Here is a 23,744-nt window from a genome sequence, read left to right on the forward strand (position 1 = left end):
CTAAAATCTAAAAAATAGTTAACGTTTTTGTAACTGTTTACCATCAAGCTGGTATATGGTACCAGTATGAGGACAAGTAATTTGTGCTTGTCCCTCAATTGGCAAATCCAACTGCTCACCAAACTCACTCATCCAGCCAATTTGCTTAGCAGGGACCCCAACCATCAGGGCATAAGCTGGCACATCTTTATTGATAACAGCACCGGCACCAATAAAGGCGTATTCACCTATGGTCACACCACACACTATTGTGCAGTTTGCGCCCAACGTTGCCCCCTTACCCACTTGGGTATCACGATACTGATCTTTTCGCTCAATCAGTGAACGCGGGTTATACACATTGGTAAACACCATACTGGGGCCACAAAATACCCCTTCAGCTAAATGAACATTGTCATAAACCGATACATTATTTTGGATCTTGCAACTATCACCGATGGTCACTTTATTACCGACAAAAACATTTTGGCCGAGTGATACACCAGCTCCAATTTGAGCGCCACCACAAATGTGAGCAAAGTGCCACACCCGACAGCCCTCACCGATTCGCGCACCATCATCAACAATAGCGGTATCGTGTTTAAAGTAATTCATTATCCCCCCCAACAGAATAATATGTAGACTCGTGTTAACATATTATGTATACACGAGTCATATTATATTATTGAAAGCAGTGTTATTTATAGGCGTATATCTGATTCGCCCAATGGCAGTACATATTTAACGTCATATAACACGTGGTCTGGTTTGCCCAATGCTCGAATCGCTGAGGCGCCCATCTCTTTGGTCTCAGTATGATCGACAGCAAGAATAATGGCATCATATTTAGCAGGTTCAAGCTGATCAATCAGTTCAATACCATACTCATCTTGAACTTCATTTTTGGCCGCCCAACTGTCGTAAACATCAACTGACATATTAAACTCTTTTAGCTCTTTAATAATGTCAATGATTTTAGTGTTACGAACATCGGGACAATCACCTTTGAAGGTGAACCCCATAACCAATACTTTTGCCTCATCAATATTAATTTTATTGCGAGCCATTTTTTTCACAAGTTGCGTTGCAACATATTCACCCATACCATCATTGATGCGACGACCGGCTAAAATAACCTCCGGACGATAACCCACCTCCTGTGCTTTGTGAGTCAAATAATAAGGATCAACACTGATACAATGGCCGCCAACCAACCCAGGTTTAAAAGGTAAGAAGTTCCATTTTGTTCCCGCAGCTTTTAAAACTTCCTCAGTATCAATATCCAACCGATTAAAAATTTTGGCAAACTCATTGATAATCGCAATATTAAGATCACGTTGGGTATTTTCAATAACCTTGGCGGCTTCGGCTACACGGATGGAAGAAGCCTTATGGGTACCTGCAGTTACAATCTGACGATATACTTCATCAATGAAATCTGCTACAGCTGGTGTTGAACCTGAGGTAATCTTGACGATAGTAGTCAAACGGTTAACCTTATCCCCCGGATTAATGCGCTCTGGGCTATAACCGGCATAAAAGTCATGATTAAACTTCAGACCAGATAATTTTTCAATAATCGGCAAGCACACTTCTTCAGTTGCACCTGGATATACCGTCGACTCAAACACTACGATATCGCCTTGCTTAATAACTTTTCCAAGTGCTTCCGATGCTTTCTCCAACGGAGTCAGATCTGGGGTATTTTCCTCTGTGATAGGGGTTGGTACAGTGACAATATAAAAGTTACACTGCTTGATACCATCGAGACTATCTGTGTAGCTAAGGCGAGCAGCTTCTAGTAACTCTTCTGTTGAACACTCCAATGTTGAATCTTGGCCACTGCGTAATTCATTGACTCGATCTGTTTTTATGTCAAATCCTAATGTATCAAATTTTTTGCCAAACTCAACTGCCAGCGGTAAACCGACATAACCCAAACCTATTATACCGATCTTTAAGTTTTCCAGATTCATCTCAAAATCCTATTATACATTTAAAGGCAAACCAATTTCTTTATTGTCTCTTGCTGAACGATAAATAGAGATAAGCAACTCAAGTGATTTTAACCCTTCACGACCATCGGTTTCTGGCTCCGCTTTGCCACGCAACACATCGGCCACATTTTGAAAATAAGGTGGGTGACCAAACCCATATACTGATGTGGTTTGATAATTAGCAGCTGCAATTTCTACGTCGTAGTCTTTGGGTTCAGCAAAACTCCATTCTTGAATATCATTAACGGCCACCCCACCAATACGTACCGTACCTTTTTCACCCAGTATGGTGATAGAACCTTCCAAATTTTTTGGATAGGTGCACATGGTAACGGCCATGGAACCAAGCGCGCCGTTGCGCCACTTCAAGTTAACGACACCGGTATCTTCCACCTCGATATCCCGATGTGTTGACAACATTGAGTGTACTTTTTCAACCGGCCCAATCAGCCAATGCAATAAATCTACATAATGAGTCGCTTGGTTCATAAAAGCGCCACCATCCATATCCCAAGTGCCAGACCATACTGCACGGTCATAATACTCTTGTGGCCGAGTCCAGAATACATTCATATGTACCATATGAATTTTGCCAAAGCGTTTTTCTGTTGTAGCACGCTTGAGCAGTTGCAGGGTTGAGTTGCGGCGATTTTGTTTAACAACAAATAAGCGAACACCTGCTTCATCACATGCACGCACCATCGCCAAGCCATCTTCCCACTTGGTTGCCATAGGTTTTTCTGTGATGACATGCACACCCGCTTTGGCTGCCTTTATAGTTTGGTTGGCATGAATACCACTAGGAGTACAAAGTGTCACCAGATCTAGCTTCTCATTGATCAACATTTCATCAAATGACTGATAGGCTGGAACCCCATATTGCTTGCGATGCGCCTCTAATACCTCTGGATCATTATCACAAATTGCTACCAATTCATATTCATGAGAAAGCTGTTCTATCGAACCAAAATGATTTTTCGATATACGACCACAGCCAACAACTGCTATTCTTAATTTTTTATCCATGTTAATTCCTACACTTATTAAGAATGTAACCAAAAAAATGATCAACTTTATAAAATAGATAGCTTTCTTTAGTACAAGAATTGATTTATAAAATCCAACGAATATATCTAACTAAAAGTCTATATTTATAGTGCTATATGATAATGTGATTTTATTTCGCTTGTAGCTCTAATGAAAATGCTAATAGGCTATTCACCTCTACAGGTATTATCGCTGGATAGATGATAGTAAAACTGTCATATCTGGCAGCAGTACCAGTCTATCCCCCGGCAAAGAGATCAACTATTTTGCTGACAGTAACAAACAGTAACAATTTACAACAACCAGATTGGTTATTTTTTAACCACAAAAACAAAAAAACATGGCTACCGCCCCTAGGTTACAGCCCCCAGCTTGCTGCTTTTAACCGAATTTTGTTTGCTGTTGGTCATCGTGTCCTCCAGCATTTTTATGTTTTGATGGTCGATAACAGTGTTACCCGCTCGCATTTTATAGCCAAAAGAGGGGTACCAAACCAAACGACACATAGTCTACCAGCCCGATAAGGGGCAGATTCTATCTCGTTTTCTGTAAACCTGCACACCAAAAAGTGCCTTCATCAAGGGTTTTCAATCAAGATTCGATGGAGAACCCAAAGCACTTGATGAACTCATCCGAATCACCTTTCAAAATCGAACAGATCACAGCCAAGTTACCGTTTTTCAGGTGAAAAAAATGGGACAACCGCTCGTGTTGCCCCATTTTATAGTCAGCTTTAACTGACTCATTTATCAAATTGTGATCTGTCGCTCAGAACAGATGGACACGCTTTTGCTCAGTCACCTTTTGACTCAACTGCTGCAGCCATGCGCGCCTCTTTGCTCTGGTGGCTGGTGAAGTAGCGCATCACCAGCACAAAGAAGAGCGGCACGAAGAAGATGGCCAGCACGGTGGCACTGATCATCCCCCCCATCACGCCGGTACCGATGGCGTTACGGCTGCTGGCACCGGCGCCGGAGCTGATCACCAACGGCAGCACCCCGAGGATAAAGGCGAGCGAGGTCATCAGGATCGGGCGCAGACGCAGGCGCGCCGCCTCCACCACAGCCTCACCCAGCCCCATCCCCTTGTCATAGAGCTCTTTGGCAAATTCCACGATCAGGATCGCGTTCTTCGCCGACAGGCCTATGGTGGTGAGCAGGCCGACTTGGAAGTAAACATCGTTCTCCAACCCGCGCAGGGTGGCAGCCAAAATGGCCCCCAGAACCCCGAGCGGCACCACCAGCATCACCGAAAACGGAATGCTCCAGCTCTCGTAGAGGGCCGCCAGACAGAGGAACACCACCAGCAAGGAGATGGCGTAGAGCGCAGGTGCCTGTGAACCGGCCTGACGCTCCTGGAAGGAGAGCCCGGTCCACTCGATGCCCACCCCTTCCGGCAGCTTTTTCACCATCTGCTCGATGGCGGCCATCGCATCACCGGTACTCTTGCCCGGTGCAGCTTCCCCGACGATCTCCATCGCCGGCACGCCGTTGTAACGCTCCAGCCGCGGCGAGCCGAAGCTCCACTCGGTGCTGGCAAACGCGGAGAAGGGCACCATCTGACCGGCGCTGTTGCGCACATACCAGAGCTTCAGATCTTCCGGGTTCATCCGGAAGGGAGCATCCGCCTGCATATAGACCTTCTTGATCCGGCCACGGTCGATGAAGTCATTGACGTAGGCAGAACCCCAGGCGCTTGCCAGCGTGTTGTTGATCTCCGCAATGGAGAGCCCCTGCGCCAGCGCCTTTTCGTAGTCGATCTTGATATCGAGCTGCGGCGTATCTTCCATCCCGTTCGGGCGCACCCGCACCAGAGTCGGATCCTGCGCCGCCATGCCGAGCAGCTGGTTGCGCGCCGCCATCAGCTTCTCGTGGCCGATACCGCCGCGATCCTGCAGGAAGAAGTCAAAACCGGTCGCCGTACCCAGCTCCGGGATGGGGGGCAGGTTAAAGGCGAAGACCTGCGCCTCCTTGATGCTGAACAGATAACCCATGGCACGGCCGATGATGGCATTGGCGCTGCGATCCGGGCTCTTGCGCTCGCTCCAGTCCTTGAGTTTGATAAAGGCCATACCGCTGTTCTGACCGCTACCGGCGAAGCTGAAGCCCGCCACCGTCAGAACAGAATCGACGTTATCCTTCTCGTTTTTCAGGAAGTAGTCGCGCATGTCCGCCAGCACCACCTCGGTGCGCTGCTTGGTCGCCCCGACCGGCAGTTGCACCATGGACATGATGACCCCCTGATCCTCCTCCGGCAGGAAAGAGGTGGGCATCCGCATAAAGAGCACCGCCAGCACCGCCAGCATAGCGCCGTAGATGAGGCTGTAGCGCACGCCCTGCTTGATCACCTTGCCCACTCCGCGCTGGTAGCGCTGGGTGCCGGCATCAAAGGCGCGGTTGAACCAGCCAAAGAAGCCACGCTGGGCACCGAACTCGCCATGTTTCATCGGCTTGAGCAGGGTGGCACAGAGGGCCGGCGTCAGGATCAACGCTACCAGCACCGACAAGGTCATGGCCGAGACGATGGTCAGCGAAAACTGGCGATAGATGGCACCGGTCGAACCGCCGAAGAAGGCCATCGGCACGAACACGGCGGAGAGCACCAAGGCAATCCCCACCAGCGCGCCAGTGATCTGGGTCATCGACTTGCGGGTCGCTTCCAGCGGGGAGAGATCCTCCTCGCTCATCAGCCGCTCCACGTTCTCCACCACCACGATGGCGTCATCCACCAGAAGGCCGATGGCCAGCACCATGCCGAACATGGTGAGGGTGTTGATGGAGAAGCCGAACGCCGCCATCACCCCGAAGGTACCGAGCAGCACCACGGGCACCGCGATAGTCGGGATCAGGGTAGCCCGGAAGTTCTGCAGGAACAGATACATGACGCAGAACACCAGGAAGATCGCCTCGATCAGGGTCTGCACCACCTCCTCGATGGAGATCTTCACGAACGGCGTGGTGTCGTAGGGGTAGACGATCTTCATGTTGGCCGGGAAGTACTCTGACAGCTCGTTGAGCTTGGCACGCACCTTCTCGGAGGTATCCAGCGCGTTGGCACCGGTCGCCAGCTTGATGGCCACCGCAGCAGTGGGCTGACCGTTGTAGAGCGCCTCGGCGTCATAGCTCTCGCCAGCCAGCTCGACCCGGGCCACATCTTTCAGCCGCACCTTGGCGCCATCCTGAGTCACCCGCAGCAGGATGTCGTTGAACTGCTCGACGGTGGAGAGACGGGTCTGGCCCATGATGGTGGCGGTGAACTGCTGATCGGCCACCGAGGGGGTTCCCCCCAGTTTGCCAAACGCTACCTGGGCGTTTTGCGCCTTGATCGCCAACTGCACATCACTCGGGGTCATCTGCACTCGGTTGAGCTTGTTGGGGTCGAGCCAGATCCGCATGGAGTACTGGCTGCCGAACAGGGTGATATCCCCTACCCCGTCCAGACGGCTCAGCGGCTCCTTGATGTTGGAGACCACATAGTCCGCCAGATCGTCGTTCTTCATGCTGCCATCGCTGGAGATGAAGGCGGCCACCATCAGGAAGCTGCTGGAGGTCTTCTGCACCCGAATGCCCTGCTGCTGCACCTCTTGCGGCAGCAGCGACATCGCCTGCTGCAGCTTGTTCTGCACCTGCACCTGGGCGATATCGGGATCAGTCCCCGGCTGGAAGGTCAGGGTCACTGACACCCGGCCGGCAGAGTCGGACTGGGAGGACATGTAGAGCAGGTGATCCAGCCCCGTCATGTTCTGTTCGATGATCTGGGTCACCGAGTCCTCTACCGTCTTGGCAGATGCGCCCGGGTAGCTGGCGGAGATGCTCACCGCCGGCGGCGCAATGCTCGGATACTGGGCGACCGGCAGCTTGATGATGGCCAGGCTGCCCGCCAGCATGATCACCAGCGCGATCACCCAGGCAAAAATGGGTCTGTCTATGAAAAATCGAGCCATGAAGCGACTACTCCATCCTACTTGTTGGCCGGGGTGGCGGCAGTTGCCGGCGCCGCAGCCTGTTCAGCCGGATTGACCACGGCACCCGGACGCACTTTCTGCAAACCGGCCACGATCACCCGCTCGCCGGCATTGAGGCCGGACTCCACCACCCAGCTGGTATCGACGATGCGGCCCAGCTGAACGTTGCGCAGATCCACCTTGTTGTCAGCGGTCACTACCAGCACGGTGGCGCCGCCATTGGGGGTACGGGTCACCGCGGTTTGCGGCACCAGCAGTCCTTTGGCCCGCTCGCCCTCTTGCAGGGTGGCGCGCATGAACATGCCGGGCAGCAGCAGATGGGTGGGGTTGGGGACGATCACCCGCAGGGCCACCATGCCGGTGGTCTCATCCACGGTAACGTCAGAGAACTGCAGCGAGCCCTCTTCGCCATAGGTGGTGCCATCTTCCAGCTGGAAGCTCACCTTTGCCCCTTTATGTTCGTCCTGCACCACCTTGCCCTCGGCCACCAGCCGCTTGAGACGCAGCAGATCGGCGGTGGATTGGCGCACATCGACATACATGGGGTCGAGCTGCTGGATGACGGCGAGGCTGTCAGCCTGCTGGGCGGTTACCAGCGCCCCTTCGGTCACCGCGGAGGTGCCGATGCGGCCGCTGATGGGGGCCGTGATGCGGGTGTAACCCAGATTGATCTCGGCGGTGCGCAGGGCTGCCTTGCTCGCCATGATTTCAGCCTGCGCCTGCTTCCAGCTGGCGTCGGCATCGTCATAGTCCTGACGGCTGATGGAGTTGACCTTGAGCAGCTCCTGATAGCGCTTGGCCTTGAGGCGGGCGCTCTGCTCGTTGGCCTGCGCCTTCGCCAAATTTGCCTTGGCGCTGGCGACGGCAGCCTGATAGACAGCCGGATCGATCTGATAGAGTAGATCACCAGCCTTCACATCGCTCCCCTCGGTAAAGAGGCGCTTGAGGATGATGCCCCCCACCTGCGGGCGCACTTCGGCCACCCGCAGCGGGGCACTGCGGCCGGTCAGCTCGCTGGTCAACTTGAGCGGAGCACTCTGCAGGGTCACCACGTCAACCGCAACGGGAGGCATGCCCCCCTGTCCCTGCGGCGCGCCCTTGTCGCCACAACCTGCCAGCAAGCCTGTTGCCAGCAGGGCAAGACCTACCGAACGAGCAAGAATATGTTTATGCATGAAACACCTGAGCCTTTGCCAGTCAATGAACAATCAGGGCCACGTGGGCCCTGTTGGTAAAAATCGGAAAGATGAGGCAATATACATACATTCATAAATGTATGTAAGTGACTTTTTTTGCTGATTAAGGGGCGCAGAAGCAGATGGCCAGACGGACCAAAGAGGAGGCACAGCAGACCCGCTGCACCATCATGAAGACGGCGCTGGATCTCTTCTGCAGCCAGGGGCTGGCCAAGACCAGCCTGACCGACATCGCCAGAGCCGCTGACCTGACGCGCGGGGCCATCTACTGGCACTTCAAAAACAAGGAGGAGCTCTTCTTCTCCCTCTGGGAGGAGCTCTGCCAACCCCTCGCCCATCAGCTCGACGCCTGCGTCAATGAAGAGGAGCCCGACCCCCTCGGCAAGCTGCGCGACTTCCTCAAAGAGGTGCTGACCCGCATCACCCGGGATCAGGCCCACCAGCAGATGTTCACCATCCTGTTCAATCTGGAGTCGCTGGAGGGGGAAGCCATCTCCCTGCGCGAACATATCCGCAGCCAGTCCAGCAACTTCTTCCGGGATCTGGAGACCACCCTCACCAACGCCATCCGGCGCGGACAGCTGCCCGCCAATCTGGATCTGCGGCGAGCCTCCACCCTGCTCCACTGTACCCTCGATGGCTACATCATCAACTGGCTCCACTTTCCGGAGCGGATCGATTTGGCGGCCGAGTCGGAGTACCTGCTCGACTGCATGTTCACCATGCTGACCCAACCCCGCAATCCGGCGGTTCGTTCCTAGGGTTCACCCTCTGCGCCAACTTGCAGGCCACTTTGCCAGCGCAGCCCCCGATTTGCTAAGGTAGCGCCCCCTGTAGCCGCCTCGGCCCGAGACCATTGCTGTGACATCCACTGACGCCATCACCCCAGATACCGCCCATTCCGCCAGCCCGACTCAGGCGCACATCGCCTTTACGGCCCGGCTGGCCGCAGGCGCCCACCTGCTCAACCTCGACTGCGGCGACGGGGTGGATCTCTGCTGGCTGCGGGATGGCGGTTTTCGGATCACCGCCTGCGAGCCCGAGCTGGCGCTGGCCCGCCGCGCATCGCGCCGCTCAGGTCAGGCCGTGCGCGTTTGCCCCATCGCGGGGATGCGCAGCGTGCTCCCCTATGACGGCATCTGGCTCAGCCGTCCCACCGACCTTGCAGTGCCGCAAGCAACTGACACCCTGCGCCATCTCGCCACCCAGCTCAAACCGGGTGCGCTGCTGGCGTTGCCGGTTGCAACCGATCTCGCGGCTACCATGGTGCAACTGGCCGAGCAACTCAAAGAGGATGAGATCCCGCTGGCGATCTGCGCGGAGCAGCCAACCCAATCCGCAGCGGCGTTGCGCTATCTGCTGCTCACCCGCACGACCACTTGATTGGCGGCGCCGGTTAACCCCTTAACGGCGCTCGCTTTTATCCCGCACAGGCTCTAACCCCGAGGCCCTGCACGCCCTCTGTCAGCCCACCATGTTCGGTACACCATTTTCAGCACTCTATGCCGCATCTTGGCCGCATCTTGCGCGTTTAAATATGGGCGTTTTCCGGTCGGGGAAAATAGCCATTAACAATATTTAACTCGGCATTAACCCATTCAAGACAGACATAATGCGGATTCTGTGTTAGAAAGTGTGATTAATATCAAAATTTAATAACAAGTCAGACAATACAACCAACACCGGATTTCCTTATGAAACTTGTCCTCAAACTCATTGCTGGCATCCTTGCCGGTCTCTTGCTCGGTCTCTACGCCCCTGAGTGGGTGGCGCGCGTGCTGTTTACGGCCAAGACAGTCATAGGTCAGCTCATTACCTTCACCATTCCGCTCATCATCCTCTTCTTCATCATGAGCGGTATCGCCAGCCTGCCGAAGAACTCCGGCAAGCTGCTGGGCAAAACCGTGGCCCTCTCCTACTGCTCCACCATTCTGGCGGGCCTGTTCGCCTTTACCGTGGCGAGCCACCTGATCCCGCAGCTGACCACAGCTGCCGAGCCCACTACCGCCGAGGCGGTCAAGCTCGCCTCCTACGTCAATCTGGAGATCCCGCCGCTGTTTGGCGTGATGTCCGCGCTGGCCGCCGCCTTCGTGTTCGGTATCGGCATCAGCGCCACCCAGGCCACCGATCTGCGCCGGGTCGCCGATCAGGGCCGTGACATCATCGACCGCCTGCTGGCCAAGGTGATCATCCCGCTGCTGCCGTTCTACATCGCCGGCGTCTTTGTCGAGATGACGGTGGAAGGCACCGTATTTGCCACCCTGAAAACCTTCGGCGTGGTGCTGGTGATGGCCATCCTGATGCACTGGGTATGGCTCTCCGTGCTGTTCGTCGGTACCGGTCTGGCCCTTGGCCGCTCACCGGCCCAACTCATCAAGAACATGCTGCCTGCCTACTTCACCGCGCTGGGAACCATGTCGAGCGCCGCCACCATTCCGGTTGCCCTGCAGTCGAGCAAGAACAACGGTGTGAGCGATGGCATCGCCAACTTCACCGTGCCGCTGTGTGCCACCATTCACCTCTGTGGCTCCACCATTACCCTGGTGACCTGCGCCACCGCGGTGATGTTCCTCTCCGAGCATCTGGCCATTCCGGGCATCGACACCATGCTGCCCTTCATCATGATGCTGGGTGTCATCATGATCGCCGCCCCGGGTGCCCCGGGTGGTGGCGTGATGTCGGCACTGGGTCTGCTCACCTCCATGCTCGGCTTCGGTGAAGCCTCCATCGCCCTGATGATCGCCCTCTATCTGGCGCAGGACAGCTTCGGCACCGCCTGCAACGTCACCGGTGACGGCGTGATCGCCCTGTGGGCCGATCGCTTCGCCAATGGCAGCGAGAGCGCTGCTCCCGTGGCCGAGGCCGAGGCCGAACAGGCGTAAGCTCGCCGGGATGGCCCGACCATCCTCTGCAAAAACCACAGGCCCGAACCTCTGTTCGGGCCTGCGTCGTTTCTACTCTGCCCTTCAATTCTATTTCGCCCCCTCTTCCCCCTCGATTGCCCGCGAGTGACAGCCAGCAATCCTCTGCTTGCGTCAAAGTTATTGGCATATGCTACATATGAGCGTATAAATGGCATATGCCAATAAGGAGCCACCATGCCAAGACCCAAGATAGCCCGCCAGATCTGCGGCCGCCCCGCCAACAGCTGCTTCAAGCCCAATGGCCGCCCCATGCACCAGCTGGAACAGGTCACGCTGGCCGCCGATGAGTTCGAAGCGTTGCGTCTGGTCGACCTGCAGGGGATGCAGCAGCAGGAGGCGGCCCAAGTGATGGGCGTCTCCCGCCAGACCCTGGCCAATATCCTGAAAAAGGGGCGCTACAAGGTGGTTGAGTGTCTGAGTCTGGGCAAGGCATTGATGATGCATGCTGCTGAGCCCGACCACCAAGCCAGTGGAGAAGAGTCGCAATGAACCAAACTACCGTCGTCACCGCCAATCCCGGCAACCGCGCCCTGATGCTGAGTCAGGGGCAGCTTGCTGGCCACTTCAGCCGGGCCGAAGTGCTACAGATCCTGAGCCCCACCGGAGAGATCCTCGCCACCCAGCCCAATCCGGCCACGACAACAGGGTGCGCAGGAAAGAAAGAGCTGCTGGAGGCACTCACCCGCCACGGGGTGGAACAGGTGATCGTCCACAATATCGGCGAGCGGATGCTGGCCCGTCTGCTGGCCGCCAATATCCGGGTAATGCAGTGCCGATCTGCTCGCCTGCCATTGCCCGAGCTGCTAGCCCCCGCCAATCTGCAGCCTCTAACCGAGGCCAGTCAGGGCCGTCCATCACGCCGTCATCAGAACAAGTCGGCAATCCGTGCCATCCAACCCGTCGGCACAGGCCACAGCCATACCCATTGTCACGGTGGTTGCAACAGTAGCTCCGATCACTGTTGCGCCAGTGGTGGCAATCAGGTAGACAGCCCACGACAAGGCCATACTTGTTGTCACGGCAGTGAGGGCGCCAACCAGCAGGGCGGTTGCTGCCATCATCACTGATGCCATCACAGTGCATGTCATCACCATCAAGGAGAAGAGATCATGTCCATCTGGTTATTGAGTCTGCTCGCCTCGTTTGTGCTGATCCTCGCCATGACCACCCTCATCTGGTGGCGTCAGTATCGGCTGGCCCAGCAGCGACCGGACAAGCAGATCCGCCCCTGCGGCTGCTCGGGTGTCCGCGCTGACCACCTCGACCAGTCAAACGAGCCGCCGCGCAAACCATAACGGGCTGCGGGCGACGAGCCAAAAACAGCGGTCATCAAATCTGACAAATACAAAGGGGACGCTCGCTGGCGTCCCCCTCTCTTGCTCTGCCCCCTTGGCCCTCTTGCTTGTCCCTTATCCCCCTTGCGCTGGCTTTGCCGCCCCCATCTCACTCAGCCGGTTTCGCCTCATCCGTCTCCGGTGTAGTGGCCGGATCCTGATACTGCTGATAGATGGCATAAAACTCGGCCTTGTTGCGCAGGGCTGCGGCGACACAGGCGGGATCGAACTGGCTGCCGGCATGCTCCTCCAGATAGGCAAAGGCCGTCTCGAACGGCCAGGGCTGCTTGTAGGGGCGCTCGCTGGTCAGGGCATCAAACACATCGGCCACCGCCACGATGCGCGCCGCCAGCGGGATCTCCTCCCCCGCCAGCCCCAGCGGATAGCCGGTGCCATCGAAGCGCTCGTGATGGCTGGCGATGATATTGGTCAGCATGTCGGTGTGGTGAATGCCGTCGAGGCCAAACTCGCTGATCATCAGGTTGATCATCTCCCGACCCTTGCCGGGGTGGCACTTCATGATCTCGAACTCTTCCGGGGTCAACTTGCCGGGCTTGAGCAGGATGCCGTCCGGCACCGCAATCTTGCCGATGTCATGCAGCCCGGAGAAGAGATAGACAAACTCCACCTCCTCATCGCTGAGCCCAGTGACAGGGGCCAGGGTTCTGGCGATCAGCCGGGAGTAGGCCGACATCCGGTGCAGATGGTTGGCGGTCTCCTCATCCCGATAGCGGCTGAACTCCCGCGCCGTGGTCAGCGCCCCGCCAAGGGTCTGAATGGAGAAAAACTCCACGGCGATGATGGCCGAGAGCATCTGGGCATAGGCTGACAGCTCGCTTCGGATCGGCTCGTTGAAATAGTCCGGCTCCATGGCATCGCAAAACAGAAAGCCAAACAGCTTGCTGTTGAACAGCAGCGGCTCGGTATAGCTGGAGGCATAGCCCGCCTCCAGCAGCTTGCGGCTGTGCTCCGACGCAGAGTCACGCAGGGCATCGAGATTGCCGAGCACGCGGGCGTGGTGGTGCTCCGCCAGATAGCGCAGGGAGGGAACATCGCTCAGCTTCACCTCGTACTGCACCAGCGGAGAGTGGCCTTCGGTGCTGTGGGCAAAGGTCTTGAGCTGATCGGTATGAGGGTCGTAGATTGCGATGGCCACCCGGCTCAGCTTGTCAAAACGCTCCCTGAGGGTGGCGTGTACGCTCTGCATCCTTTCGCCAAATGAACTCTCCATGACCTTCTCCACCGGATCTCCGTGGTGGGATTATAGTGACTCCCTCTGTCCTCCTCACCTCTGTTGACATGAAAATCAACAAAGCGGGATCCCGATAACAACCCCACCCCGCGGGGTCAATAGCCCCATTGATGGCAGGCCATTGGCGGCGATTCACGCCGCCCAATCCTGCCCACTCGGAGATATTGTTCGGTTCTCCCGGCTCCGCTGTATAGTTTTTGGTTAGCCATTTAGGTAAAATCCGCGCCCTTAAAGAGAAGCCACCTAAGAGTGATTGAGCGATGTCCAACACAAAACAGGCCCCCAAAGTAGGATTCGTCTCCCTGGGTTGACCCAAAGCAACAAGACCAATCCATGGCTAATACTGTCAGTAAGGCTTGTGCTGGCGGGCTCCCATCACTGTACCGGTGCCGGAGTTGCAAGCTGTAGTACTGACATGTTGCTCAACACAGGATCATATATTCCGTTACCTAGGAGGTGTTCGTCCGTTCAACCATCAGGATACGCCCGAACTCGCTCAGGCTGTGCTCGACCTCCTCAGCCGCATCGAGCATGGGATCCTGACTGAACGCCTAGGCTAGGATGTTATGTTGGGTTTACCGATATTAAAGAGGTGCTTAATGACGTCCGTCTCTATGGAGACTCATAAGGCGATAAAAACGCTAATTGGCGCCGGTTATAATCCAAAGAAGCTGAGGCTACGTTGGCATTACTTTACGAGGATGAGCGACAAATAAGTCCACCAATACAGCAAACCGCGAGAAAGACCCGAATGCCCTCCATCATGTCAGAAACTTGTTCACTTTCTTAGCTCCTGAGGTATCGGCCATTGCTGCTTAAAATCCATAAATTCGGCAACAAACGAAACCATAATGCTCTTAACAAATTCATCATATACGGATTGATTGATAGTGACATGTACGAATGACTCCACTCTCAAAGAATCTCCTACTGCGGCTAGGAAATCCGCATCTTGAAAGGTTAGTGTCACTGTGCCACTTTTTTGATTCTGGCTCAGAACGATCTGCTGATTGGACATTTTCCACCTCGAAATGATGCTTATATGCAGTGTCATTATATGCGTGTACTCACAGCCGTGTACAGCACGCCGTATAACGTAGACCATAGATCCTCTAGTGAGGAGATAAAATGGATTCTGACGAGTTTGAGCTGGCGATGCTCGCAACTGCATTCGGTAAAAATGTACGAGAGCTGCGGTCTGCACGAGGTATGCAACAGGAAAAACTAGCACTAATTGCTGGTATAGACCGTGGTCATATGGGAAAAATCGAACGTGGGGAAACTAGGGTAACCCTGGAAAAAGTTTATCAGATCGCCAAGGCCCTAGGGGTCTCGCCTGCATCATTGCTGCCATAACCATAGCTGTTGCTCTAACCAAATGGCCTGCCAATAAACTCGAACATGCCAAACACCTAACCTTATAACTGCATACAAACCACCCAAGTCTGGTCTGGTCTGGTCTGGTCTGGTCTGGTACAGTTTCAGCCAGTGCCAGGCGAAACCACATTCGTTGTCATCAGAAGCATCGTCCAGATGGCCAACTAGAAACCGGCAGGTTTCTCAATCCCCTCATTGTTGACCACAACAAAACCATTGAAAACAATAACCCTGAGCTTGGGGGCATTCTGAAAATATCGATGATACTGAGGTTGGTGTACTCAGACTCGACTGCACAGGCATTACACAGCGTATCGAGCGCTGAAATTAATTTAGCTCGACCGGTATGAATCGCTACACCGCATCGTACAGCATCATCCAATCTGCCATCTCAAGCCCTATCCATATCACCAAAAAATGTATTCTGGCTCATAGTTAGCCAGTTCTGAGTGTGCAGCCAAGCTGGGCTGGCTAACATTTCGTTTTAATCATATACACAACCCCGTAGTTCTCATTTCTACTCTGCCACCAGTACAGCGACAAATAACTATGGGGAACGATCCTACCGGCTGAAATAGATAGGACTGCAACGCAGAGCGAAACGGCGTTGGAGCACTCTTGCATCCTAGGTCACATATTTTCATGTCAGATACAATCATAGGTAGAGACATTGTGCAGTCATCTTCGTTTTACCATTTACAACGCGGGCAGACAGCCCACTTTTTGCTTGATATAAAGAGGGTTCAAGCAAGCAGGCGTTGTGATTCTCTATAATCTAAGAGATTTTGTTGTAAAAATAGAAAGTCACATGCAAATCAATAACTTATTACTATATGATTTGTTGACATTTTTTTAGCTAACCATATGTTTTTATGATGCTTTTGTTTTTACAACAAAATGTCCTTCCAACTTAGCCCCTTACACCATAATTACAACAAATCAGAGAAATACAGTCATAGTTTTTCCGATTCAGGAATTAAAGAATATAGCTAAGTGTCTAATTTTAATTGATTATTCATCACTGTTGTAAACTTCATGTATTGTTGTTTAATGCTGATTGCAACCTAATCAATCTTTGCTTCATTGCCAATTTTAAAAATCATGAAATCCCTCGTAAAACTCACAAAAAACCAAAAAAGACATTGATATATAAGAAATTTCAAATAAGTCAAAAGCTATTTTGCGATAATTTTCGTTTTGGTGTGGCGATTGATGTTTGCAGCACTATAATGAACAAAAAGACCAGTTGTTGTATTTTTATGGAGTGGCAATTATGAGCATTAGGCAGTTGAGAGAACGGATCATTCAAGGCATTGAGAGTAGCGACAAAACTGAAAGTGCGCGTTATAGGCACCATCAGACAGCACTCAACATGTTACTGAAAACATCAATTGTGCAGTCCGAGGATGAGCTGGAAACTGCACTGTTAGAAAATCTCAGTGAAACAATAGAAAAGCTGAAAATGACCTTGGCACGTCAGAGCAGGAGTGATACGCGAGGCCCACTGACACGAGTGCGTCGGTTGGCAGAGTTCTACGCTCAAATAAACAACATAGATTTCAGCAAAATGACTTTTTGTGAGGCTCTGGCAGCAGCAGTTCAGAGGAAATACGGTGAGCGTCTCTGGCTCGATGAGGTCACTCCTAAGACGCAGAATAATATTAAGAAAAGCTTCATTACATACAGAGAAGTAGCACGTGAAATTATCAACGCGTCATTATCTAACTGCCCAGAGGCATGGCCAATTCTGAAAAGTAGCCCACAAGCGATTGGCAGCGCAACAAAAGTTTTGCGCGATTATATGATGGGTACATCACACCCTGCCGAGCGAGTACCTGACGTTCGCATCAATTTCATTGAAAGTTATTTCAATTTACCAAAAAACTTGTTGTTAGATAAAATTCATAGAAAAGTTGACCATCAACGCAGAGGAAAAAATCGGTCAGATCTTGATCTGTCGGCTATCAATCGCAGCACATTCATTAGCTCGTCACTGAATCCAAATCTACAGAAGGTTTATGATGAGTATTGTGAGTATAAAATAAATAAAAAACAACCAGCGATAGTAAACATTTCTGACGAGCTTAGGTCAGATCGACGCTATGAGATACGAGCAAAAGTCAATGAAAAAAACAGAAGAAACAATGAATGGACAATCAACGCGAAGGGCGAATGCGGCTCTGCTATCGCATTTAAAAGTCAGCTACTTTCATTTCAACATTTTTGTCATACTGAATTAGCTATTGATTACATGTCTGTTAGCAGTTATCACTTGACAATACCTGAGATTATGCAGGCTATGGCTGAATATTCGGAAGGACTGCAAACGGGTACAAGCCAATTCTCTAGAGTGCTAAATTTTGTAAAACGAGGGTCGGATTCGAAGGGCTACCTAAGGTTTTGTGCCGATCGTGGTAACAGAACAATCGAGGAGTTTTTTAAAGACCTAGATTTTATTATCGAGGAATATCCTAATTGGTTTAAGATGGCAGAGAAAGGCATCAACAGTCGCGGCCAAGCGGGCAAGAAAGGGAAACTGAACATTCAATTCTTACTCAACATACCTGCGTCAGATCGCCGAAATGCGGTTTATAGGGCCAGCCAGTGGTTATTCGATAAAGCAAAAGTATACAAGACCAATGCTGAGCAAAAAAATTTACTTTCGAATAACACAGACGATAAAAAACTAGAGCTGGCGCATAGAAAAAGTGCAGCATCTCAGATTGGCCGTGCGTTGCAGTATTTTAGAGCAGGACTGATACAAACAATCAGTTTTTATCAATCTCCGCGCAGCGCAAACTGGACTGAATTGAAATTTTACCCTAATGCGACATCACAGAACAAAAACTATGCAAGTATAACATATCATCGTCAGCGTAACCGATTCCAACTATATATCCCATGTTTTGGTACATCGATGGTTAGTGACGATAACACAAAGTACAGATATCTTAAAAACGCAAATGCAAAAAATAGCGTGGATGTTGATGTTGAGTTACCAGAACAGCTTACCCCGCTGATCAAAGAGTATTTGAACATAAGGCGCAGCTATATTGAGTTTGATCTCATGACCTTTGCGGGCGTTCAGTCAATTGACGATATTGATATCTTTTTCCCTTGGCGTAGCATTCGACAAAGCCAAGTAAACAACGAGGAAAACCTTAAAATAAGAAGTAAATATATAGAAATATCATCAAAACTGTCAGATAATTTCATATCACTGACATATCAGGCCTATCTGATGACGATGCCTCATGATAAACAACATGGTATCAACATTCATGCGTTAAGACACCTTGTTGCAGAAACGCATCTCGAGGAACATCCTGGTGATTTTATTGGTGCAGCAGCGAAGCTCAATGATGACGTGGAGCAAATAATTAAGACATACGGTGATAAGGATAGAGCTAAAGCGATGCGCAGAGTATCTGACAATGAAACGCTGGACTTCTCATTTACGTTATAATAAGCAGTAGAGAATATTTATACAGTTCTAGTTATCACCTGACACCGACCTAAAATCGGTGTCTTGTTTACGCTACTTTCGTGCGCCCTTCCTTTGGTATCAATATCAGAGCCTTCCACCGTACTGCATCCATCCCCCCTCCCTGATTACCAGCCCGCTCCTACGCACCCTCTAAAGCTCAATGAGCTCACCTGGGGAGTGGTCATACATCTAAATCCAATTGGAACTTGACGAAGTTCAAAACAATCAAATGTAAGTGTATGATTTTTCATGAAAGTGTTGTAACTACTGATGTAGTTAAAGCATCCAATTTAACTGAATAAACTGATGTGCTTTTATACATAGATCCATTTGTGGGTAGGATAGAGATGGCAAGAATCCTGATGACTCGCGCCCTTGACGACAACGGCCATATAGTTGATGTCAAAGAGGTTGTGAGTGGCAAAGGATGCAATTGCACATGCATAGGTTGTCAGGGCGCTGTCTGGGCAATGAAGGGGCAAGTTAAAGCCCATTATTTCTCTCATGAGCCTAATTCAGTCGAACAGAATGCCTGTACCTGGAAGCCGGAAACGGAAATACATATCCTAGCTAAAGAGGTTTTAGCAACGGATAGGCAGTTGTTACTGCCTATTGGAACTATAAATCCAATACATCAAAATATAGCCTTTGATGAGATGGTATGTGAGGTTTATGAAGGCAGAGTTATACCTGATGTTATTGGGTTCATCGAGGGAGAGAAGGTTCTCATCGAAATTGCAGTTACGCATTTTTGTGATCGAGAGAAAGTTAAAGAATTAAAGAGGGTGAATGCAACCTGCATTGAACTTGACCTGAGTGGATTTCGTGTGAAAGGAGAGATAATATCAAAAGAAGAGATAAGAGATTATCTAAAAAAATGCCCCAAAAAATGGGTGTCTGTAGCCCCTGTAGGCAACTTCTCCGAAATGATTTACTCCCATAATAGACAACAATTATTGTCTTTACAGCATCAGTATTCATCTTTGAGTTCAAAGCACCAGACAGAGGTTAAAAAACTTAATGCAGAATTCGAAGCGATAAAAAATACGCGCGAATCAGAACTAAGCGATATGCAAAGAGTGATTCAACAGTCTCGGCATGCAGAAGGCAAGGCTAACGCCATTTTAAAAAGATGGGAGAGAGTGTTAAAAGAAAAAGAGTCGTCCATTTTAGAGGCACAGGAAAAAATAATCCTATTGGAAGATCAATACAGAAGCTTTGAAATGGAATTGAAAGACCGTCTATATCATATACAAGATGAAGTTGATCAAAAGCAAGATTTACTACGTGACCTTCTTAATTTAGATGAACTTAAGGCTGAGTTTTATTCACAGGTTGATGATATAAATAGAACCATTAAAGCCAAAGAGGCTCAGCTTGAAGCTAGTGAAGTCGAAATACGCAGGCGGTCAGCCTCGTTAAACCTTATACAAAAAAATCTAAATGATAGCCTCATCTCATTACAAGAACGAGAATATGCTCTAACAGAAAGATCCAAAGACTTGGCAAACATCGTAGATATTAAATCAAGAGAGCAGGCTAAAGTAATGTTTGAGCAGTTACTGAAAGAAAAAGCAAATGAGATAAAAGCTCTTGAGGAAAAAGAAAGGAAAGCAAAAAAAGATATTGATGATTTAAGGCGAAAATATAGTTCATATATCAAGATCCCATAACTTATTTTGGTCTTTTCAAAACTACTGCTACGCGCTAGATCCCGTCATCAACTTACAGCAAACCAAATGTTCTCTGACCCCAAGCATAGAGTACCAACTCGGTAAAGTTTGCTGACCAGCTATAAGAGCATCTCTAGTGACATCATTGACAATAATCGACTGATATACTTGAATGGGCTCAATTGAGATTTTTTCATTTTCTGCGAACCGCTTTGCTCACCTAGCCCCTCTTATCAAGCAAGAGAGTGATTCAACACTCTTGCCATCGGAGGAGACTGACATGTTCTATGTAAAGAATGTCCCAAACTGGGAGCGAGTGTTACGCATCATCCTGGGCATCATGGCGCTTGTGTTTCCAGTGATGAGCTGGGGGAAATCTGACCTTGCTGTTGCAGCAGGAGTGTACAGATCTAGTTATCACCTGACACCGGCCTCAAACCGGTGTCTTGTTTACGCTACTTTAGTGCGCACTTCCTTCGGTATCAATTTCAGACCCTTCTTGAACATGGTGTAGGGGGTTTGACCCTCCATCATCCTGCCTTGATGTGGCCGCTGGGTGTTGTAGTGCTCCAGGTAGCTATCCAGGTCTGTCTGCATCTGCTCTACCGACTCATACCAGGTCGTTCTCCCCTTGATACGGAAGTGTTCATCCAGCAGTGTGCGATGCAGCCGCTCGATAAAGCCGTTGCTCTGCGGCCTGCGCACCTTGGTGGTTCGGTGCTCAATCCCCTCCAGTTGCAGGAACAGCTCGTAGGGATGGTGGTCAGGGCGCCCACAGAACTCGCGCCCGTTATCCGACAGGATGGTATAGACCCGTGCCTCGTGGGTTTCAAAGAATGGCAGCACCGTTTCGTTAAGCACATGGACCGAGGTGATGGGCAGTTTGCTGGTGTAGAGCCGCCCCCAGGCGTGGCGGCTATAGCAGTCCAGCACGGTTTGCAGATACACCTTACCGACCCCCTTGAGCGCGCCGACGAAGAAGGTGTCGACCGCCACCAGTTCCCCGGTGTAGTGAACCTCAATCTGGCGTTCTCGGAACTCGGGACTGAATCGCTCTAACAGGCGAATTTGCTCGTCATTGAGCTCAATGGTCTGCTCACGGTGGGTTTTCTCGAGGCGCAACAAGCGGTCGTGTTTGGAGAGCAAGTCGTGACGTTGCCACACACCACGCACGCCGCCGGCACTGACATTGATGCCTTGCAGAGCCAGTTCTTGGGCGACCCGCAGCGGGCCATGAGTTGGTCTGGTGAGGGAGTAATCGAGTATGGCCTGTTCAATCTCGGGAGCGACCCGATTGGGATGAGCCCCTTTACAGCCGGGCAATTTGTCGAGCAATCCCTCGGCGCCATAGGTCTGGTAATTACGGCGAATTTCGTAGAACTGCTGACGGCTGTAGCCGATGAGCTTGCAGGCTTTGCTGACATTATTGAGCTCTTTGGCAAGCTCTAGCAGGCTGAGTTTGCGACGTGCTACTTTCTCGTTGGTGGTCATACGGTGACTCCAGATAACACGGTAGGGGTACCGTTTTGTTATCCGGTTTGAAGCCGTATGACCACTCCCTTTTGTGGGCAACTGTCAGGTGAATACCATCTCCATACAGCAGGAGTAATGAGTGCCATCCTTTCCATGACGGGCCTGATGGGGTTCTGCCCGATGTGCGCCATGGTTGGCCGTAAACTCGACAAAAGGAACTGAGTCATGACACATTGCATGATGGAAAAAGAGAACCTCATTCTGTCTGCTCAGACAGAAGATCATGCGGCTATCTCCCGCTTGCTGGCAGTATGCCATGCAGATGCACGGCGCTACGCACGCAAACACTGTCATGCCAGTGATGTTGATAACACCAATCAGATCGCCGCAGCGGATGTTGCTGAAATAACACTGACACTGGGTGAGCCTTCCAAAGGCTTGCAGAATTCCGCCTCAAGATTCCACATATGACAAAGTTGGGTGGCTACAAAGATGATGAATAATCCTTTTTTGGTGCTGGTTGACAACAGTTCGATACGAACACTGCTCCTTATCGCCTTTTCCCTGCTTTTGTTACTTCTGCTTGCCGTCTCGTCCGTTGCCCTGCATCGTTTTAATACGTTAACAGATGGAATCAATCAGTTTGTCGAGCAGCAAGCACGGATTGAATTTCTTGCCCAACGAGCTAATCAATACTCTCAGAACGCAGCACTGCATTTGCTGCTTCTTCTGCAAACAGACGAACGTTACAAGCGTGTACCCCTCTATACAGCGATGGACTCTGCACTGGCTGCATCCGATGCCGCTATTGAAGGATTAGAACGGGCTGCATCAATGGGGGGAGATGTGGGTGATATTGACCAACTCATAAACCTGCGAAAGCATTATGGTGACTCTTTTCAGCAAACGGTGGAACGAATCGAAATTGATGGCTTGTCTTCCGCTCGCCAACACTATGAAGAGCAAACTGATGTACTTCTTAAAGCATTGCTTGTTCAGACACTACGTATTGCAGAGCATCAGCAAGAACTGATGCAAAGTGGGGTTATCGCACTCAAAGACGATGCAAACCGAGCGCGTTTGACCGTTATTATCCTTGCATTCAGTGCGCTCGTCACTGGAAGTGTCTTGGCGCTGTTGATTGCCAGAAGCATTGCCAAACCTGTACACAAAGCTGTGATGGTCGCTGAGGCTATAGCTGGAGGGGATTACCAGTGCAAGGTGCCTTTAGGCCTAGGCGTTGAAACGAAAGCACTTATGCGGGCTCTTGATACCATGCGCCGTAGTATCTCGACCCGCGAGCAGCATATTTTGCGGCTAGCGTATGCGGATCCACTTACTGAGCTCCCAAACCGCACCTGTTTTATGGAGGCGCTGACAGAGGCGGCTTTACAAGGTAGTGGCGCTTTAGTGCTCATCGATATTGATAGATTTGCCCAAATTAATAATGCTCTGGGCCATCTGGTGGGCGACAGGCTCCTACAGGAGATGGCTCAACGTTTACTCGCCATGGTTGCTGGCAAGCACTTGGTGGCGCGTTTGGGAGGCGATGAGTTTGCGCTACTTATCAAAGAGGTCGATTACTTCAATATCCTTGATAATGCCCAAGAGTTACTGGGGCAACTCCGTAAGCCTATTGAACTGGATGGTCAACGCCTTGACGTTGAGGGCAGTCTGGGGATCGCGATATTTCCAGAAGATGGTAATAACAGCAGCTTGCTAATGAGGCGAGCAGGTATGGCAATGCGTCATGCCAAACGCCGCCGTGACGGTTTCGCCTTTGCGTGCAAGATTGCAGATGAATCCCCCCATGAGCAATTAGCCTTGATTGGTGAAATGCGAGATGCCTTGATCAACGAGGAGTTTGTCGCCTTCTTTCAACCCAAGTTGGAGCTTGCGAGTGGCCTCGTCAAGGCGGCGTTTTTCAAGATAGTTGTCGCGTAACCCTGTTTTAAGCCGCTTGTTTTTCTTCTGGTTCTGACCGCTCTGGGTTCAGCATCACGGCTCCTATCGGTGTCCAGTTTCGTGTGTTCCCACTCCA

At 51.2% G+C, this 23,744-nt stretch carries 19 protein-coding genes; 11 read left to right on the top strand and 8 right to left on the bottom strand.

Annotation, left to right across the window (positions count from 1 at the left end):
• Window positions 1-18: 18 nt before the first annotated feature.
• From AAHA41_RS07125 to AAHA41_RS07145, 5 genes are all read right to left on the bottom strand, one after another.
• Window positions 19-594: an acyltransferase gene (locus AAHA41_RS07125; protein WP_323071555.1), complete on the bottom strand. Its 576-nt coding sequence runs from the start codon at window positions 592-594 to the stop codon at window positions 19-21.
• A gap of 86 nt (window positions 595-680) precedes the next feature.
• Window positions 681-1,955: a Vi polysaccharide biosynthesis UDP-N-acetylglucosamine C-6 dehydrogenase TviB gene (gene tviB, locus AAHA41_RS07130; protein WP_323092267.1), complete on the bottom strand. Its 1,275-nt coding sequence runs from the start codon at window positions 1,953-1,955 to the stop codon at window positions 681-683.
• A 12-nt stretch (window positions 1,956-1,967) separates the two neighbouring features.
• Window positions 1,968-3,002 carry a Gfo/Idh/MocA family oxidoreductase gene (locus AAHA41_RS07135; RefSeq protein WP_342697319.1) on the bottom strand — a complete coding sequence of 345 codons (1,035 nt, stop codon included), beginning with the start codon at window positions 3,000-3,002 and terminating at the stop codon, window positions 1,968-1,970.
• 814 nt (window positions 3,003-3,816) lie between these two features.
• A complete protein-coding gene (locus AAHA41_RS07140; protein ID WP_201959802.1) occupies window positions 3,817-6,966 on the bottom strand; it encodes an efflux RND transporter permease subunit in 3,150 nt (1,049 codons plus the stop codon).
• A 17-nt stretch (window positions 6,967-6,983) separates the two neighbouring features.
• The gene (locus tag AAHA41_RS07145; RefSeq protein WP_071911886.1) at window positions 6,984-8,162 is read right to left on the bottom strand and encodes an efflux RND transporter periplasmic adaptor subunit; all 1,179 of its coding nucleotides are present in this window, start codon (window positions 8,160-8,162) and stop codon (window positions 6,984-6,986) included.
• A gap of 143 nt (window positions 8,163-8,305) precedes the next feature.
• On the opposite strand from AAHA41_RS07145, the gene AAHA41_RS07150 reads away from it, so the two are divergent.
• The 6 genes from AAHA41_RS07150 (at window position 8,306) to AAHA41_RS07175 (ending at window position 12,402) form a co-directional block, all read left to right on the top strand.
• The gene (locus AAHA41_RS07150) at window positions 8,306-8,944 is read left to right on the top strand and encodes a TetR family transcriptional regulator (RefSeq protein ID WP_033115834.1); all 639 of its coding nucleotides are present in this window, start codon (window positions 8,306-8,308) and stop codon (window positions 8,942-8,944) included.
• Between the two features lie 100 nt (window positions 8,945-9,044).
• Entirely contained in the window at window positions 9,045-9,566 is a 522-nt protein-coding gene (locus AAHA41_RS07155) for a hypothetical protein (protein WP_323071367.1), read from the top strand.
• Between the two features lie 311 nt (window positions 9,567-9,877).
• On the top strand, window positions 9,878-11,065 hold the full coding sequence (locus AAHA41_RS07160; RefSeq protein WP_201911445.1) for a dicarboxylate/amino acid:cation symporter: 1,188 nt from the start codon (window positions 9,878-9,880) through the stop codon (window positions 11,063-11,065).
• Between the two features lie 216 nt (window positions 11,066-11,281).
• Complete coding sequence (locus AAHA41_RS07165) at window positions 11,282-11,596, top strand: DUF134 domain-containing protein (RefSeq protein WP_198506393.1); 315 nt, start codon at window positions 11,282-11,284, stop codon at window positions 11,594-11,596.
• On the top strand, window positions 11,593-12,174 hold the full coding sequence (locus AAHA41_RS07170; protein ID WP_323071361.1) for a NifB/NifX family molybdenum-iron cluster-binding protein: 582 nt from the start codon (window positions 11,593-11,595) through the stop codon (window positions 12,172-12,174). The genes AAHA41_RS07165 and AAHA41_RS07170 overlap by 4 nt, the downstream gene beginning before the upstream one ends.
• A 42-nt stretch (window positions 12,175-12,216) precedes the next feature.
• On the top strand, window positions 12,217-12,402 hold the full coding sequence (locus AAHA41_RS07175) for a hypothetical protein (RefSeq protein WP_209298142.1): 186 nt from the start codon (window positions 12,217-12,219) through the stop codon (window positions 12,400-12,402).
• Window positions 12,403-12,550: 148 nt separating this feature from the next.
• Here AAHA41_RS07175 and AAHA41_RS07180 read toward each other — a convergent pair whose 3' ends face one another.
• Together AAHA41_RS07180 and AAHA41_RS07185 are read right to left on the bottom strand one after the other, a co-directional pair.
• Window positions 12,551-13,672: an HD domain-containing phosphohydrolase gene (locus AAHA41_RS07180; protein ID WP_323071357.1), complete on the bottom strand. Its 1,122-nt coding sequence runs from the start codon at window positions 13,670-13,672 to the stop codon at window positions 12,551-12,553.
• Window positions 13,673-14,471: 799 nt separating this feature from the next.
• Window positions 14,472-14,711, bottom strand: coding sequence for a hypothetical protein (locus tag AAHA41_RS07185; RefSeq protein ID WP_042024897.1), 240 nt, complete (start codon window positions 14,709-14,711; stop codon window positions 14,472-14,474).
• Window positions 14,712-14,821: 110 nt separating this feature from the next.
• Between AAHA41_RS07185 and AAHA41_RS07190 the strand changes: the two genes are divergently transcribed.
• The 3 genes from AAHA41_RS07190 (at window position 14,822) to AAHA41_RS07200 (ending at window position 20,230) form a co-directional block, all read left to right on the top strand.
• Entirely contained in the window at window positions 14,822-15,049 is a 228-nt protein-coding gene (locus AAHA41_RS07190; protein ID WP_080768707.1) for a helix-turn-helix transcriptional regulator, read from the top strand.
• 1,237 nt (window positions 15,050-16,286) lie between these two features.
• A complete protein-coding gene (locus tag AAHA41_RS07195) occupies window positions 16,287-18,536 on the top strand; it encodes a hypothetical protein (RefSeq protein ID WP_139459913.1) in 2,250 nt (749 codons plus the stop codon).
• A gap of 368 nt (window positions 18,537-18,904) precedes the next feature.
• Window positions 18,905-20,230, top strand: coding sequence for a hypothetical protein (locus AAHA41_RS07200; protein WP_323071489.1), 1,326 nt, complete (start codon window positions 18,905-18,907; stop codon window positions 20,228-20,230).
• A gap of 450 nt (window positions 20,231-20,680) precedes the next feature.
• Here the strand turns inward: AAHA41_RS07200 and AAHA41_RS07205 are convergent, their stop codons facing one another.
• Window positions 20,681-21,721, bottom strand: coding sequence for an IS481-like element ISAs19 family transposase (locus AAHA41_RS07205; RefSeq protein WP_064336004.1), 1,041 nt, complete (start codon window positions 21,719-21,721; stop codon window positions 20,681-20,683).
• A gap of 207 nt (window positions 21,722-21,928) precedes the next feature.
• Between AAHA41_RS07205 and AAHA41_RS07210 the strand changes: the two genes are divergently transcribed.
• On the top strand, window positions 21,929-22,174 hold the full coding sequence (locus AAHA41_RS07210; RefSeq protein WP_323071486.1) for a hypothetical protein: 246 nt from the start codon (window positions 21,929-21,931) through the stop codon (window positions 22,172-22,174).
• Window positions 22,175-22,195: 21 nt separating this feature from the next.
• Window positions 22,196-23,647, top strand: coding sequence for a sensor domain-containing diguanylate cyclase (locus AAHA41_RS07215; protein WP_323071484.1), 1,452 nt, complete (start codon window positions 22,196-22,198; stop codon window positions 23,645-23,647).
• The last annotated feature ends 97 nt before the right edge of the window (window positions 23,648-23,744 follow it).

The organism is Aeromonas sp. SER (assembly GCF_038739615.1).
Lineage (GTDB): Bacteria > Pseudomonadota > Gammaproteobacteria > Enterobacterales > Aeromonadaceae > Aeromonas > Aeromonas jandaei.